Origin of the sequence: Streptomyces sp. RPT161 (genome assembly GCF_027533845.1) — a bacterium.
GTDB lineage: Bacteria > Actinomycetota > Actinomycetes > Streptomycetales > Streptomycetaceae > Streptantibioticus_A > Streptantibioticus_A silvisoli_A.
In genome coordinates, this window is the sequence record NZ_JAPZVN010000008.1 from 1 (window position 1) to 14,816 (window position 14,816).

A 14,816-nucleotide genomic window follows, 5' to 3' on the forward strand; every position below is an offset into this window, starting at 1 on the left:
GCCCCCGAACCCCCACGGGCCGGAGTGGCGGCAAGGTCGCTTCCGGGGGCCGGGCCCAGGATCTGTCAACGAGCTTGCCGGGGTGAGGCCCCGGTCCAGGAAGGACGAAACAGCGATGCACGAGACACTCGGCGTAGCCGTGATCGGCACCGGGCGGATGGGGGCCGACCACGTACGCCGCATCCACGAAATGATCAGCGGAGCGCGGGTCGCCGCCGTGGTGGACATCGACGCCGAACGCGCCAAGCGGATCGCCGACGGCATCGAGGGGTGTACCGCCTACACCGATCCGGCCACCGCTATGGCCGCTCCCACCGTCGACGCGGTGCTGATCGCCTCGCCCGGACCGGCGCACGAGGCCGCGCTGCTGACCGCGTTCGACCGCGATCTGCCCGTCCTGTGCGAGAAGCCGCTGACCCCGGACGCCGCCTCCGCACTGCGGGTGCTGGAGGCCGAGCAGCGGCTGGGCCACCGCAGGGTGCAGGTCGGCTTCATGCGCCGCTACGACGCGGAGTACCTGCGGCTGAAGTCGCTGCTGGACGATGGTGGACTCGGCCGCCCGCTGATGCTGCACAACCGGCACCGCAACGCCTCCACCCCGCCCGGCTTCACCAACGCCATGCTGATCAACGACTCGGTCGTCCATGAGATGGACGTGACGCGCTGGCTGCTCGACCAGGAGATCACCGCGGTCACCGTGCTGCGCCCCACTCCGTCCGGCAACGCCCCGGAGGGCCTGGACGACCCGCAGTTCGTCATCTTCGAGACCGACGGCGGGGCGCTGGTGGACGTGGAGATCAACGTCAACTGCCGCTTCGGCTACCAGGTTCAGGCCGAGGTGGTCTGTGAGCGGGGCACCGCCCGGATCGGCGAGGCGCACTCCCTGCTCACCAACGCCGAGGGCCGCTGGGGAGGCACCATCGCCCCGGACTTCGTGGAGCGGTTCGAGGAGGCTTACGACCGCGAAGTGCAGAGCTGGGTCAACGCCACCCGGCGCGGCGAGGTCGAGGGCCCCAGCGCCTGGGACGGCTATGCCGCGGCGGCGGTATGCGAGGCCGGGGTGAGGGCGCAGAGCGAGGGCCGCAGGGTGGCGGTGGAGATGATCGAACGCCCGGCCCTGTACCGCTGAACTCCGCCTTCCAGAGAACTGATTGAGGACCGCCATGCGAATCGGACTTGTGGGTGCCGGCCGTATCGGCTCGTTCCACGCCGAAGCCCTGCAAGCGCTGCCCACCGTGGGCGAGTTGGTGGTGGCCGACGTCGACCCGGCCCGGGCCGTCGAAGTCGCCGCGCGCATCGGCGCCCGAGCGACCGGGTCGGTGGACGGCCTGTTCGCCTCCGGCGTGGACGCGGTGGTGATCGCCTCGGCCACCTCGGCGCACGCCGACCTGATCACCCGCGCCGCCCGCGCCGGGCTGCCCGCGTACTGCGAGAAGCCCATCGCACTGGACCTGGCGGGCACGCTGCGCGCGCTGCGCGAGGTCGAGGCCGCCGGAACCATGTTGCAGATGGGCTTCCAGCGGCGCTTCGACGCCGGGTATCTGGCCGCCCGGGAAGCCTATCGGGACGGTCGGCTGGGCCGGGTGCACACCATCCGGGCCATCACCTCGGACCCCGCTCCGCCGCCGCCGGAGTTCCTGCCGCTGTCCGGTGGGCTGATCAGGGACTGCCTGGTCCATGACTTCGACGCGGTGCGTTGGCTGACCGGGCGCGAGGTGGTGGAGGTCTTCGCCCGCGGCTCCGCCGGAGGCGCGGCGTTCTTCCGGGAGGCGGGCGATGTGGACACCGCCGCCGCACTGCTCACCCTGGACGACGGCACCCTGGTCACCGCGACGGCCACCCGCTACAACGGCGCGGGCTACGACGTACGGATGGAACTGTCCGGGGAACGGGACCAGTTGGTCGTCGGCCTGGACCATCGCACCCCTTTCACCTCCGCGGAACCCGGCGGTCCGCAGGGGCCCCAACGGCCCTGGACCGGCTTCCTGGAGCGCTTCGACAGCGCGTACCGGGCCGAGCTGGCCGCGTTCGTCGAGGCCGCCCAGGGCAGGGCCGCGAATCCCTGCTCGGGCCGCGAGGCACTGCACGCCCTGCTGGTGGCGGAGGCGTGTGAACTGTCCCGGGCGGAAGGCCGCCCGGTGTGGCTGGAGGAGATCGCCAAGGACATGTGAGCAGTCCGCCACCTCGCCGTCGCGGGCGGACGACCCGCACCGCGACGGCGAGCGATCCCGGCGGCGCGGACCGGCCGTCATACGCCGACCGCGACCCCGCGAACAACCGGGGCCGCCCTAGCGAGGAAGCAACTCCTCGATCGCCGCCACGAGTTCCGCGGCCTCCGGCTCGGTACGCGGCCGGAAGCGGCCGGACACCGTGCCGTCAGGAGCGATGAGGAACTTCTCGAAGTTCCACTGGATGGGACCCGCTTCGCCCTGCGCATCGCCGAACCGGGTCAGTTCGGCGTACAGCGGCTGCTGGTCCGCGCCGTTGACGTCGGCCTTGGCGTAGAGCGGGAAGCTCACACCGTAGGTGGTGGAGCAGAAGGTCTCGATCTCCTCGGCGGTACCCGGCTCCTGGCCGCCGAACTGGTTGCAGGGAAAGCCGAGGACCGTGAAACCACGCTCGGCGTAACGCTCCTGCAAGCGCTCAAGGCCCGCGTACTGCGGAGTGAGCCCGCACTTCGAGGCGACGTTGACGATGAGCAGCGCCTTGCCCCGGTGGTCGGCGAGCGAACCGGCTTCGCCGCCGAGGGTCCGCAGCGGAATGTCGTAGAGGTTGGCCATGTCGCGATCCTAGGACCTTTCCGCAGGTGTGAAGCGGACCGGCAACTGGTGCGGGCCGCGGATCAGCATGCCCTCGCGCCAGGTCAGGGCCGCCGGGTCGGCGTCCAGCGCCAGGTCGGGGCAGCGTTCCAGCAGCGTACGGATGGCGATCCGGGCCTCAAGCCGGGCCAGCGGTGCCCCCAGGCAGTAGTGGATGCCATGGCCGAAGGCCACATGGCCACCGGCGGGCCGGCGGATGTCGAAGCGGTTCGGCTCGGGGAAGCGGTCCGGGTCGCGGTCGGCGTCGGCGAGCGCCACCAGCACGAGTTCCCCGCCACCCGGGATGACCGTGCCACCCACCTCGTACGGCTCGGTGGTGAAACGATACGTCGGAGTCTCCACCGGGCCGTCCCAGCGCAGCATCTCCTCCACCGCGTTGTCGATCAGTGTGAAGTCGGCGCGCAGCGCGGCCAGTTGCTCGGGATGGGTGACCAGGGCCAGTACGCCGTTGGAGATGAGGTTGACCGTGGTCTCGTGCCCGGCGACCAGCAACAGCCAGGCGGTGCCGCGAAGTTCGTCGGCGGAGAGCCGGTCGCCGTCCTCGTCGGTGGTGCGGATCAGCGCGCTCATCAGGTCGTCGCCCGGGTGCCGCCGCTTGTCGTCCAGCAGCCGGTCGAGGTAGCCGCTGACCTCCTGGGCGGCCGCGTAGCGTACGGCGGGGTCGGTGGCCGACAGCGCGTTGTTGGACCAGTCGCGGAACGCCGCCCGGTCGAGCATCGGCACACCGAGCAGTTCGCAGATCACCGCGATCGGCAGCGGGAAGGACAGTGCCTCCACCAGGTTGGCCCTGCCGTCCGGCGCGGCCAGCATGGCGTCCAGCAGGCCGTCGGTGATCTCCTGGACGCGCGGGGCGAGGCCCTGGACCCGGCGCGCGGTGAACTCCCTGACCACCAGCTTGCGCAGCCGGGCGTGGTCCGGCGGGTCGGAGTTGAGCATATGAGGTCCGGCCGAGGGGCTGGTGAGCGGGAAGTCGGCGGCGGCCTTCTTCCACTGCTTGGACAGCCGCGGGTCGGTCAGCGCCGCGCGCCCCGCCTCGTAGCCGACGACCAGCCAGGCCTCGGCGCCCTCGGGTATTCGCACGCGGTGTACCGGCCCGCGTGCGCGTAGCGCCGCGTAGACGGGATAGGGATCGCGGACGAAGTCCGCACCCAGCGCGGTCAGATCGATCACTTCGTGTTCCCCCACCACACGCCCTCTCATCCGGAACTTACGACACGCTATCGGGCAACGCCGCTGCGGCGAACAGGAGTTCCGGCCGAATCCAGATCATGGGCAGCGGTCCGAGGCGCTACTCCCCGTGGTCGGCGATGCGGTCGAGCAGATCGGCTACTCGCTTGGCGACGGTCTCACGGTCGCCCTCGACCAGCGGTGCGCCCAGGCCGCAGGCCACCGCACCGGCGGCGAGCCAGCGCGGCGCGCTGTCCGGGGTGATGCCCGCTGTGGGCAGCAGCGGCGCCTGCGGCAGCGCGGTACGGACGTCTTCCAGCCACTCGGGCCCCACGGCGGAGGCGGGGAAGAGCATGACCGCGTCGGCACCGAGTTCGAGGGAACGCACGATCTCGTTCACCGTCGCCGCGCCGGGGAAGACCGGTATGCCGTAGCGGTGGCCGGTGGATATCACCTCGGCGTCGAGGTTCGGCGCGGCCAGGAAGCGGGCCCCGGCGTCCACCGCCATCCGGGCCGAGGCGGCGTCCAGCACCGTACCGGCGCCGATGATCGCGTCGTCGCCCACCTCCCGCACCAGCGTGGTGACCGCCTCCAGCGCGAAGGGGGTGGTCAGGGAGATCTCCAGGGTGGTGATCCCGGCGGAGAGCAGGGTGTCGGCCATCCCGGCGGCCTGGTCGTAGCTGTCGGTGCGGATGGTGGCGAAGACCCGCTGGGCCAGCGCGGCCCGGGTGATCTCCCAGCGGTACACGGCGGTTCGCCGTCCTTTCCTGTTCGGCCCAAGGGCTGGTGGTCGCCAAGAACCGGCCCCCGTACGCGGGACCGCCTCGTCAAGAAGGCTATCGGTCGCCACCGACAACGCCCCGGCCGGAAGCGGCCCGCGGCAGCCTGGCCGGGCGGACGCGGGGGGCGCCCCCGTCGTACTCCCCAACGGCCCTCGCCCGCAGCGGAGTTCCCGGTACCGGCGGCCGTCCGCCGTGGTCCAGGAAGCGGGCCAGCGGCAGTGTCGCCGCACCCACGGTGACCGCGTCGGCACCGAGTCGGCCGAGGTCGATCGCGGCGTGCCCACCGGGGTGCCGCAGCGCGTACTCGGCGGCGGCGGCGCGGACGGCGGGCAGCAGCCGGGGGCCGAGCAGCAGGCCCGCCCAGCCGCCGATGACGATGCGTTCGGGGTTGAACAGGTTGACCAGATCGGCGATGCCCGCGCCGAGGTACTCGGCGGTCTCGTCCAACAGGGCCGCCGCCTCCCGGTCGTGCTTCGCGCGCTCCAACAGGGCGGCCAGTGCCGCCTCCTCGCCGGCTCCGGCCGGCGCGCCGCCCCACCGCTCAAGCAGCGACGCGGCGCCGACGTACGCCTCAAGACAGCCCCGGGAGCCGCAGCGGCAGCGGCGGCCACCCACCCGCATCGTGGTGTGCCCCCACTCGCCCGCACTGGAGGTGGTCCCCCGGTACGGTTTGCCGTCGGCCACCACACAGGCGCCGACGCCGGAGCCGATCAGCGCGATCACCGCGTCCCGCGCGCCACGGCCCGCGCCGAACCACATCTCGGCCTGGCCGAGGGTCTTGGCGCCGTTCTCTATGTACAGCGGAAGGCTGGTTCCGGCGCGCAGCAGCCTGCCCAGCGGCACGGCCTCCCAGCCGATGGTCTGGCCGTGCACGACAGCGCTGTCCCAGCCCTGTTCGACGATGCCGGGCACGCCCACGCCGACGCCCAGGACACGGGACGGATCGACGCCGGACTCGGCGATCACGGTGCGCAGCCCGTCCAGGACCAGGTGGACGAGGTGCGCCACATCCCGTGCGCTGTCGACCAACGGGTGCTCGGTGAAGGCGAGTTCGGTCAGGTCGAGGTCGAACAGCCCCACCCGGACCCGGGTCTCGCCGATGTCCACGCCGATCAGACGGCCGTAGTCGGCAGCCACCTTGAGCAGGATGCGCGGGCGCCCGCCGTCGGAGTCGGCCACCCCGGCGCGCTCGACCAGGCCGTCCGCGATGAGTTCGGCCATGACGTTGCTCACCGAACCGGCGCTCAGCCCGGTGTCCCGTCCCAACTCCAGGCGGCTGAGCGGCCCTTCGAAGTACAGATGCCGCAGCAGCGCGGAGCGGTTGCCCCGACGCAGGTCACGTACGGTCCGCTGGGTCCTGTCCGGCATGCCGTGCCAACTCCCCTCCCCCGACACGCCGAAACTATCGCTGCGTGAAGCCTTGACGCCGGGTTTTCACACAGTTTAAATCACGGCTTGAATTAAGGCGTAAAGGCGTTCATTTCCCGAACAGGGGTAACCGTGCCGAACCGTAGGGGCCTCGCGGCCCTCACCGCCGCCCTCGCCCTCACCGCCAGCGCCTGCGGGGGCGGTGCCGCGATCGGCGGCGACGGCGGCAACGCACACCCCAGGACACTCACTTACTGGGCCAGCAACCAGGGCGCAAGCCTGGCCGACGACCGGCGCGTACTGGCCCCGGAACTGGCGAGGTTCCAGCGGCGGACCGGCATCAAGGTCAAGCTCGAAGTCATCGGTTGGCCCGACCTGTTGAACCGGGTGCTCGCCGCCACCATTTCCGGCCAGGGCCCGGACGTGCTCAACATCGGGAACACCTGGTCCGCCTCGCTCCAGGCGACCGGCGCCCTGCTCCCGTTCGACCCCCGGCTGCTCACGGCCATCGGCGGCCGGAACCGCTTCGCCCCCGCCGCCCTGGCGGCCACCGGCGCGGCCGACCGGGACCCGGCGGCCGTACCGCTGTACTCCCTGTCGTACGGCCTGTACTGGAACCGCGCGCTGTTCCGCCGGGCGGGCATCCCCCGGCCGCCCACCACCTGGGCCGAGTTGACCGCCGACGGCAGGCGGCTGACCGGCGGCGGCCACTACGGCCTGGCAATCGAGGGCGGCAACTACGCGGAGAACGCCCACCACGCCTTCATCCTCGGCCGACAGCACGGCGCCGACTTCTTCACCGCCGACGGCAGGCCGCGCTTCAACACCCCGCAGGCCGTCGCCGCCGTCAAGCAGTACGTCGACTTCATGGCGAAGGACAGGATCACCGCGCCCGGTGACGCCGAGTACGCCGCCCAGCAGTCCCTACAGGACTTCGCGACCGGCAGGGCCGCCATGCTGATGTGGCAGTCGGCCGCGTCCTCCCTGAAGGCCCACGGGATGCCGGGCGACGCGTACGGCGTGGCTCCGATACCGTTCCAGACCGCCAACGCCTCGGGGCCCACCCGGGTGGACTCCATGGTCGCCGGGATCAACCTCGCGGTCTTCCGGAACAGCCAGAACCGGGACGGCGCGGTGAAGTTCGTCCGGTTCATGACCAGCACCGCGGAGCAGAAGACGCTCAACGCCGCCTTCGGCTCCATTCCGCCGGTCAAGGACGCCCAGGACGATCCCGCCTTCGCCACACCGGACCTGACCACCCTGCGCCAGGTGCTGGCGCACGGCGCCGCACCGCTCCCCCAGGTTCCCGACGAGAGCCAGTTCGAGACGCTGGTCGGCACCGCCATCAAGGACCTGTTCGCCGACGCGGCGGCGGGCCGTCCGGTCACCGACGCGAGCGTGCGCGCCGCCCTCACCAAGGCCCAGCAGCAACTCCCGACGAGTTGAGGTGACGTCAGATGACGGTCACGGCCTCCACCACGCCGCCCCCGGCCGCCGAACTGCCCGCGACGACCAGCCTCCGCCCCCGGAGACGTTCGCGCGGTGCCGCGCTGCCGTATCTCCTGCTGCTGCCCGCGCTCCTGCTCGAACTGCTGGTCCATCTGGTGCCGATGGTCATCGGCGTGGTGATGAGCTTCAAGGAACTGACCCAGTTCTTCGTCCGCGACTGGGGATCGGCGCCCTGGACCGGGCTGGGCAACTACCGGGTGGCGGTGCGGTTCGACGCGCCCGTCGGGCAGGCGCTGCTCCACTCGTTCCTGATCACCTGCGGCTTCACGGCGCTGTCGGTCGGGCTGTCCTGGCTGCTGGGCACGGCGGCGGCGATCCTGACGCAGCAGGGGTTCCGCGGCCGGGCACTGCTGCGCGGGGTCTTCCTCGTCCCGTACGCGCTGCCCGTCTACGCGGCGGTCATCACCTGGTCGTTCATGTTCCAGCGGGACAACGGCCTGGTGAACCATGTCCTCCACGACCAGTTGCGCCTCGCCTCGGGACACCCGTTCTGGCTGATCGGCGGCAACAGCTTCGCGGCACTGGTCACGGTGTCGGTGTGGCGCTCCTGGCCGTTCGCCTTCCTGTGCCTGACCGCCGGGCTGCAGAACATCCCGCGGGAACTGTACGAGGCGGCGGCGATGGACGGCGCGGGGATCTGGCAGCAGGTCCGGCGGATCACCCTGCCGTCGCTGCGGCCGGTCAACCAGGTGCTGGTGCTGGTGCTGTTCCTGTGGACGTTCAACGACTTCAACACGCCGTACGTGCTGTTCGGCAAGTCGGCACCGGCCGCCGCCGACGTGATCTCGATCCACATCTACCAGTCGTCGTTCATCACCTGGAACTTCGGTTCCGGTGCGGCGATGTCCGTGCTCCTGCTGCTGTTCCTGCTGTTGGTGACGGTCGGCTACCTGGTCGCCACCGCACGTGGAAGGGATGCCGATGCGTGAGACCCCCGGTTTCGTGTGGACTCGGCGGATCGTGCTCACGGCGCTCGCCGCCTTCGCCCTCGCGCCGGTCTACGTGATGCTCAGTTCCTCGCTCAAACCGCTGGCCGAGGTGCAGGACGCCTTCCACTGGCTGCCGGGCAGGCTGACGCTGCGGCCGTACGTCGACATCTGGCACACGGTCCCGCTCGCGCACTACTTCGTCAACTCGCTCATCGTCGCGGCGAGTTCGACGGTGGTGTCGGTGCTGGTCGCGGTCTTCGCGGCGTACGGGGTGAGCCGCTTCAGGTTCCGGGGCCGGCGGCTGTTCACGGTGACCGTGCTGTCCACGCAGATGTTCCCGGGGATCCTGTTCCTGCTGCCGCTGTTCCTGATCTTCGTGGACATCGGGAACGCGACCGGCGTCGCCCTGTACGGCAGCCGCGGCGGTCTCGTCCTGACCTACCTCACGTTCTCGCTGCCGTTCTCGATCTGGATGCTGGTCGGCTACTTCGACTCCATCCCGCGCGAGTTGGACGAGGCGGCGCTCACCGACGGCTGCGGGCCGTTGGGGGCACTGCTGCGGGTGGTGGTCCCGGCCGCCGTGCCGGGCATCGTCGCGGTGGGGGTCTACGCGTTCATGACCGCGTGGGGCGAGGTGCTGTTCGCCTCCGTGATGACCAACGACACCACCCGCACCCTGGCCGTGGGACTCCAGGGATACGCCAGCCAGACCGACGTCTACTGGAACCAGGTCATGGCGGCCGCGCTGGTGGTCAGCGTGCCCGTCGTCGCCGGGTTCCTGCTGTTGCAGCGCTATCTCGTCGCCGGCCTGACCGCCGGGGCCGTCAAGTGAGCTCTCCGGAAGGGATGTTGTGACCGAACACCGAGTGGACGACCTCGCCGCCTTCCCCGCCGACTTCCTGTGGGGCGTCGCGACCTCCGCGTACCAGATCGAGGGCGCGGCGGGGGACGACGGGCGGGCGCCGTCGATCTGGGACACCTTCTGCCGCACACCCGGCAAGGTGGCGAACGGCGACACCGGCGACGTGGCCTGCGACCACTACCACCGCTGGCGCGAGGACATCGCGCTGATGCGGGAGCTGGGCGTCACCGCGTACCGCTTCTCCGTCGCCTGGCCGCGGGTGGTGCCGCTCGGTGACGGTCGGGTCAACCGGGCGGGGCTCGACTTCTACGACCGGCTGGTCGACGCGCTGCTCGAAGTGGGCGTCACGCCTTTTCCGACGCTCTACCACTGGGACCTGCCGCAGGCGCTCCAGGACCGGGGCGGCTGGCCGAGCCGGGACACCGCGGAGCGGTTCGGCGAGTACGCGGCCGTGGTGGCGGGGGCGCTCGGTGACCGGGTGCGGGACTGGGCGACACTCAACGAGCCGTTGTGCTCGGCCTGGATCGGGCACCTGCAAGGAGACATGGCGCCGGGCCTCACCGATCTGACGGCGGCGGTGCGCGCCTCGTACCACCTGCACCTGGGGCACGGGCGGGCGGTCGCCGCGATCCGGGCGGCAGCGCCCGAGGCGCGGGTGGGCATCGTCAACAACCTGAGCCCCTGCGAGCCCGCCACCGACCGCGAGGCGGACCGGGCGGCGGCGGTACGCGCCGACGGGCACGGCAACCGCTGGTGGCTGGATCCGCTGCACGGCCGCGGCTATCCGCAGGACATGGTCGAGCTGTACGGGGTGGAACTGCCCATCCGGACGGGGGACTTGGCGGCGATCGCGGCGCCACTGGACTGGCTGGGGCTCAACTACTACTTCCGGACCGTGGTCGCCGACGATCCGACCGGAGCACCGCCGTACGCCCGCCAGGTGTACCTGCCCGGGGTGCCGCGCACGGCCATGGACTGGGAGGTGCATCCGGGCGGGCTTGAGACGATGCTGATGCGGTTGACCGAGGAGTACGGCGCCCGCCGCATCCTGGTGACGGAGAACGGATCCGCGTACCCGGACACCGTCGGCCCGGACGACCAGGTCGACGACCCCGAGCGCGCGGCCTATCTGAGCGCCCACCTGGCGGCCTGCGCCCGGGCGGTGCGGCGCGGCGCACCGCTCGCGGGGTACTTCGCCTGGTCGTTGCTGGACAACTTCGAGTGGGCGTACGGCTACGAGAAGCGGTTCGGACTGGTGCACGTGGACTACGGCACGCAGCGGCGGACGGTGAAGGCCTCCGGGCGGCGGTACGCCGAGACGGTCGCCGCGCACCAACGGCGTGCGCAACGGGTGTTGCGGTGAGCTCGGCTCCGCGGGCGGCGTGGGGCGGGGCGGCCGGAGGACACCTCACCCCGACCGCCCCTGAGTCGGCGCCCCTTACAGTCGCGCGGTGCGCTCGCGCAATCGCTGGGCGCCGGTCTCGGTGAGGGATCCGTGCAGGTGCAGCCGGGCGATGCCGCCGTCCGGGAAGGTGTCCAGGCGGACGTGCGTGGTGGCCGGTGCGGTCACCAGAAACCGGTGCACGGTGTCCGGCTGTAGCCGTGTGCGCGGCAGGATCTCGAACCACTCGTCGCGGTCGGCCGTCGCGTCCAGCCCGTAAAGCGCCACCCAGCCGGCCGAGTTGCCCTTGTAGCAGCCGGTGTCGATCTCCACGGCGCGGATCTCCGCGTGCTCGGTGAGCCGGTAGCGGACCCAGTCGTGGCCCTTGTCGCGCCGCCGCCGGGTCTCCCAGCCGTCGTCCATCTTGCGGGAGCGGCCCGGCAGGATGGTGTTGGCGGGCGGTGAGTAGAAGCGGTCGGAGGCGTCCTCGGCGAGGCCGCCGTTCTCCAGCGCGACCACGTCGAACGTGCCGAGCGCGGCAAGCCATTCCGGGTCGGGCGCCACCTCGCCGTACACCCGCAGCCGGGCGATGCCGCCGTCCGGATGCTGGTTCAACCGCAGGTGGGTGAAGCGGCGTTCGACATCCACCTCGAAGACGTTGGCGGCATGGCCGCCGACGGGAGTGCGCGCGACGATCTCGGTCCACCGGGTGGACGGCGCCAGCAGTTCCTCGGGCGACGCGGACAACGGCGCGGAGGTGGCCTCGACGCTGACGCTCTGCGGGTAGTTGCCGCGGAAGTGCGCGGTGTCCACGACGAGGCCGCGGATCACACCGGGGGCGCCCAGGCGGATCAGCGCCCAGTCGTGGTCGGCGTCCACCGGATGCGGGGTGTCCGCGCCGGCGCCCCGGCGGCGCCGGGTCTCCCAGCCGTCCATGACCTTGCCCTTGTGCCCGAAGTGCTCGGGGTCGAACACGGGGCGCTCGGGGACCAGCAGGTTCTCCCGCTCGGCGAAGAACTCGTCGCTGGCGGCGATGACTCCGGCGCCGAGGCGGCGGTCCGCGAGGTCGACCAGGTGGTCGAAGGGAACCTCGGCACCGCGGTAGTCGGCATACGGATCGCCGCCACCGTACGGCTTGGCGTCGCCGGTGAAGCGAGTGACCTGCGTCATGCATGCTCCTCGTGTCGTTCGCGTGCGATGAGCCGGCCCCGGGGCCGGGTGGTCACCCCGCGGTCGGCGATGAGTTGTCCGCGCAGCCAGGTGGCGCGTACCACGCCGTGCAGGGTGCGGCCCGCGTAGGCGGTGACCTGGTTGCGGTGGTGCAGGGCGGCCGGGTCGACAGTGAAGGTCTCCTCGGGGGCGAGCACCGCGAAGTCGGCGTCCCGGCCGGGCGCGATGACACCCTTGCCGCTGAGCCCGACGAGCCGGGCGGGTCCGGTGGACATCCAGCGGGCCACATCGCTGAGGCTGTGGCCGCGCCTTCTGGCCTCGGTCCAGATCGCGGGCAGTCCGAGCTGGAGCGAGGAGATGCCGCCCCATGCCTGGCCGAAGTCGCCGGTGTCCAGGCGCTTGAGGTCGACGGTGGACGGCGAGTGGTCGGATACCACGCAGTCGATCGTGCCGTCGGCCAGCCCCCGCCAGAGCGCGTCCTGGTTGCCCGCCTCGCGGATCGGCGGACAGCACTTGAACTCCGTCGCCCCGTCCGGGACCTCCTCCGCCGTCAGGGTCAGGTAGTGCGGGCACGACTCGACGGTCAGCCGTACCCCGTCGCGCCTCGCCGCGGCGATCAGCGGCAGCGCGTCACTGGACGACAGGTGCAGTACGTGGACCCGCGCGTCGAGCCGTTTGGCGAGGGCGATCAGCTGCCCGATGGCGGTGTCCTCGGCGGCGCGCGGCCGGGAGGCCAGGAAGTCCGCGTACTTGCGCCCGTGCGGGCGCGGGGCCGAGTCGATCAGCTGAGGATCCTCGGCGTGCACGATCAGCAGGCCGCCGAACGAGGCGATCTCCCCCATCGCCGCTTCCAGTTCGGCCGGGGACAGTTGCGGGAACTCGTCCACGCCGGAGTGCAGCAGGAAGCACTTGAACCCGAACACGCCCGCGTCGTACAGGGGTTGGAGGTCCTTGAGGTTGCCGGGTACGGCGCCGCCCCAGAAGCCGACGTCGACATGGACCTTGTCGAAGGCGGTGTTCCGCTTGGTGGTCAGCGCCGCCACCGTGGTGGTGGGCGGGATGCTGTTGAGCGGCATGTCGACCAGGGTGGTGACGCCACCGGCCGCGGCGGCGCGGGTGGCCGTCTCGAAGCCCTCCCACTCGGTGCGGCCCGGGTCGTTGACATGGACGTGGGTGTCCACCAGGCCGGGCAGCAGCGCGTCGTCGCCGATGTCCACCAGGCGGGCGCCCGCGGGCACCTCCGCCTCGTAGGGCAGGACGTCGGCGATCCGTCCGCCGCTGACCGCGACCGCGGCCGGGCGCTCCCCCTCGGGCGTGACGACCCGCGTCGAACGCAGCACCAGCTCCACGTCGGACACGCGTTCCCCTCCTCTTCACCCGCCGGACTTCAACGTTCTGTTGAACGCACTGTTGGACGAATCTTCATCCGCCGAGCAGGGAGCGTCAAGGGTTCACCGGAGGGGTGGCGGAGGTAGTGCGAAAGTTTCAGCTGATTCCACAAAATGGAATCAGCTTTCCGTAGAGTAGAATGTAGCAATGCCCAGTCACGGGTCACCGGCAGCGATCGGAGCGTCGGCGCCCGGTAGGCTGCGGTACTGCCGACGGGCTGCCACCCGGCGGCCCAGCGGCTTCGAGAGGACCGGACGTGCCGTCGATCAGCTCCAGCAGCTCCGCCAACACCCCGAGCGCGACCAAGGCCGCCAACGGGGGCGCCGGAGGCGTGCAGTCACTGGAGCGCGCCTTCGACCTGCTGGAGCGGATGGCCGACGCGGGCGGCGAGGTGGGGCTCAGCGAGCTGTCCGCCAGCAGCGGGCTGCCGCTGCCGACCATCCACCGGTTGATGCGCACCCTGGTCTCCTGCGGCTACGTCCGCCAGCAGCCCAACCGCCGCTATGCGCTGGGTCCCCGGCTGATCCGGCTCGGCGAGAGCGCCTCACGGCTGCTCGGCACCTGGGCCAGGCCGTATCTGGCGGAGCTGGTGGAGGCCACCGGCGAGACCGCGAACATGGCGCTGCTCGACGGCGACGAGGTCGTCTATGTGGCGCAGGTGCCCTCACGGCACTCGATGCGGATGTTCACCGAGGTCGGCCGGCGGGTGCTGCCGCACTCCACGGGCGTGGGCAAGGCGCTGCTCGCCGACGTACCGGCGGACGAGGTGCGGGCGCTGCTGGCCCGCACCGGGATGCCCGCGGCGACCGAGAAGACGATCACCGATCCGGACGCGTTCGTCGCGGAGCTGGAGCGGATCCGGGCCGCCGGGTACGCGGTGGACGACAGCGAGCAGGAGATCGGCGTGCGGTGCCTGGCGGTGACGGTGCCGGACTCACCCACGGCCGCCGCCATCTCGATCTCCGGTCCGGCGGGGCGGGTGACCGAGGCGGCACAGGAGCGGATCATTCCGGTACTGCGGGACATCGCCCGGCAGTTGTCGATCGCCCTGGCCCGACCGGCCTGACACAACGGGTTCGCTAGGGGGCGACACCCCATGGCGGCACCGTCGGGCGGGGAGCCAACGGGCCGAAGAGGTCTATCGCGTTGCGCAGTTCGCGCAGTGCGGGGGAGAGCGCGCTCACCGAGCCCAGCGCACCCGTGATGAGCAGCAGTGAGTAGCGCAGCCGGTCCGCCGCGGGTGCGCCGGTGGAGGTCTGACCGTCGAGCGCGGTCAGTTCCTCCTCGGCTATCTCGCGGTCGGACAAGTGGCCGCGGTAGCCCGCCAGTTCGCGACGCAGCCGGGTGACGGCGGTGCGCAGTTCCGCCACCCGCGGGTCCTCGGGGCCCACCCCGGTCCGGTGGTTCGACACTAGGCACTCCCCTTCGAGCGCAGTAGGC

Annotated in this window: 14 protein-coding genes; 7 read left to right on the top strand and 7 right to left on the bottom strand. The window is 71.5% G+C overall.

Features of this window, described 5'->3' with window-relative positions; translation table 11 throughout:
* Nucleotides 1-115: 115 nt before the first annotated feature.
* Together O5O46_RS17630 and O5O46_RS17635 are read left to right on the top strand one after the other, a co-directional pair.
* Nucleotides 116-1,129, top strand: coding sequence for a Gfo/Idh/MocA family protein (locus tag O5O46_RS17630; protein ID WP_269856419.1), 1,014 nt, complete (start codon nucleotides 116-118; stop codon nucleotides 1,127-1,129).
* A 34-nt stretch (nucleotides 1,130-1,163) separates the two neighbouring features.
* Nucleotides 1,164-2,171, top strand: coding sequence for a Gfo/Idh/MocA family protein (locus tag O5O46_RS17635; protein WP_269856420.1), 1,008 nt, complete (start codon nucleotides 1,164-1,166; stop codon nucleotides 2,169-2,171).
* A gap of 117 nt (nucleotides 2,172-2,288) precedes the next feature.
* Here O5O46_RS17635 and O5O46_RS17640 read toward each other — a convergent pair whose 3' ends face one another.
* The 4 genes from O5O46_RS17640 to O5O46_RS17655 form a co-directional block, all read right to left on the bottom strand.
* Entirely contained in the window at nucleotides 2,289-2,780 is a 492-nt protein-coding gene (locus tag O5O46_RS17640) for a glutathione peroxidase (RefSeq protein ID WP_269856421.1), read from the bottom strand.
* Nucleotides 2,781-2,789: 9 nt separating this feature from the next.
* Complete coding sequence (locus tag O5O46_RS17645; protein WP_443072558.1) at nucleotides 2,790-4,019, bottom strand: cytochrome P450 family protein; 1,230 nt, start codon at nucleotides 4,017-4,019, stop codon at nucleotides 2,790-2,792.
* A gap of 88 nt (nucleotides 4,020-4,107) precedes the next feature.
* The gene (locus O5O46_RS17650) at nucleotides 4,108-4,734 is read right to left on the bottom strand and encodes a bifunctional 4-hydroxy-2-oxoglutarate aldolase/2-dehydro-3-deoxy-phosphogluconate aldolase (protein WP_269856423.1); all 627 of its coding nucleotides are present in this window, start codon (nucleotides 4,732-4,734) and stop codon (nucleotides 4,108-4,110) included.
* Nucleotides 4,735-4,822: 88 nt separating this feature from the next.
* The gene (locus tag O5O46_RS17655) at nucleotides 4,823-6,136 is read right to left on the bottom strand and encodes an ROK family transcriptional regulator (RefSeq protein ID WP_269856424.1); all 1,314 of its coding nucleotides are present in this window, start codon (nucleotides 6,134-6,136) and stop codon (nucleotides 4,823-4,825) included.
* A 132-nt stretch (nucleotides 6,137-6,268) separates the two neighbouring features.
* Here O5O46_RS17655 and O5O46_RS17660 point away from each other — a divergent pair, with 132 nt between their 5' ends.
* Genes O5O46_RS17660 through O5O46_RS17675 form a run of 4 tightly spaced genes read left to right on the top strand, consistent with a single transcriptional unit; the run spans nucleotide 6,269 to nucleotide 10,799 of the window.
* On the top strand, nucleotides 6,269-7,582 hold the full coding sequence (locus O5O46_RS17660; protein ID WP_269856425.1) for an ABC transporter substrate-binding protein: 1,314 nt from the start codon (nucleotides 6,269-6,271) through the stop codon (nucleotides 7,580-7,582).
* A gap of 11 nt (nucleotides 7,583-7,593) precedes the next feature.
* Nucleotides 7,594-8,574 (top strand): carbohydrate ABC transporter permease, encoded by a 981-nt coding sequence (locus tag O5O46_RS17665; protein WP_269856426.1) that lies wholly within the window; start codon nucleotides 7,594-7,596, stop codon nucleotides 8,572-8,574.
* Complete coding sequence (locus O5O46_RS17670; protein WP_269856427.1) at nucleotides 8,567-9,406, top strand: carbohydrate ABC transporter permease; 840 nt, start codon at nucleotides 8,567-8,569, stop codon at nucleotides 9,404-9,406. Before O5O46_RS17665 ends, O5O46_RS17670 begins: the two co-directional genes overlap by 8 nt.
* Before the next feature lie 34 nt (nucleotides 9,407-9,440).
* On the top strand, nucleotides 9,441-10,799 hold the full coding sequence (locus O5O46_RS17675) for a GH1 family beta-glucosidase (protein ID WP_443072563.1): 1,359 nt from the start codon (nucleotides 9,441-9,443) through the stop codon (nucleotides 10,797-10,799).
* Between the two features lie 75 nt (nucleotides 10,800-10,874).
* Here the strand turns inward: O5O46_RS17675 and alc are convergent, their stop codons facing one another.
* Both alc and allB read right to left on the bottom strand, forming a co-directional pair.
* Nucleotides 10,875-11,987, bottom strand: a complete 1,113-nt coding sequence (alc, locus tag O5O46_RS17680) for an allantoicase (RefSeq protein ID WP_269856429.1) — start codon at nucleotides 11,985-11,987, stop codon at nucleotides 10,875-10,877.
* The gene (gene allB, locus O5O46_RS17685) at nucleotides 11,984-13,345 is read right to left on the bottom strand and encodes an allantoinase AllB (protein ID WP_269856430.1); all 1,362 of its coding nucleotides are present in this window, start codon (nucleotides 13,343-13,345) and stop codon (nucleotides 11,984-11,986) included. Before allB ends, alc begins: the two co-directional genes overlap by 4 nt.
* Before the next feature lie 296 nt (nucleotides 13,346-13,641).
* On the opposite strand from allB, the gene O5O46_RS17690 reads away from it, so the two are divergent.
* On the top strand, nucleotides 13,642-14,442 hold the full coding sequence (locus O5O46_RS17690) for an IclR family transcriptional regulator (protein WP_269856660.1): 801 nt from the start codon (nucleotides 13,642-13,644) through the stop codon (nucleotides 14,440-14,442).
* A 13-nt stretch (nucleotides 14,443-14,455) separates the two neighbouring features.
* Here O5O46_RS17690 and O5O46_RS17695 read toward each other — a convergent pair whose 3' ends face one another.
* Entirely contained in the window at nucleotides 14,456-14,788 is a 333-nt protein-coding gene (locus tag O5O46_RS17695; RefSeq protein ID WP_269856431.1) for a DUF5955 family protein, read from the bottom strand.
* Between the last annotated feature and the right edge of the window lie 28 nt (nucleotides 14,789-14,816).

Bases quoted from the DNA above. Each gene is read 5' to 3' on its own strand.
- O5O46_RS17645 (WP_443072558.1), bottom strand. From the start codon at position 4,019: ATGAGAGGGCGTGTGGTGGGGGAACACGAAGTGATCGATCTGACCGCG.
- O5O46_RS17635 (WP_269856420.1), top strand. From the start codon at position 1,164: ATGCGAATCGGACTTGTGGGTGCCGGCCGTATCGGCTCGTTCCACGCC.
- O5O46_RS17665 (WP_269856426.1), top strand. From the start codon at position 7,594: ATGACGGTCACGGCCTCCACCACGCCGCCCCCGGCCGCCGAACTGCCC.
- O5O46_RS17670 (WP_269856427.1), top strand. From the start codon at position 8,567: ATGCGTGAGACCCCCGGTTTCGTGTGGACTCGGCGGATCGTGCTCACG.
- O5O46_RS17640 (WP_269856421.1), bottom strand. From the start codon at position 2,780: ATGGCCAACCTCTACGACATTCCGCTGCGGACCCTCGGCGGCGAAGCC.
- alc (WP_269856429.1), bottom strand. From the start codon at position 11,987: ATGACGCAGGTCACTCGCTTCACCGGCGACGCCAAGCCGTACGGTGGC.
- O5O46_RS17655 (WP_269856424.1), bottom strand. From the start codon at position 6,136: ATGCCGGACAGGACCCAGCGGACCGTACGTGACCTGCGTCGGGGCAAC.
- O5O46_RS17630 (WP_269856419.1), top strand. From the start codon at position 116: ATGCACGAGACACTCGGCGTAGCCGTGATCGGCACCGGGCGGATGGGG.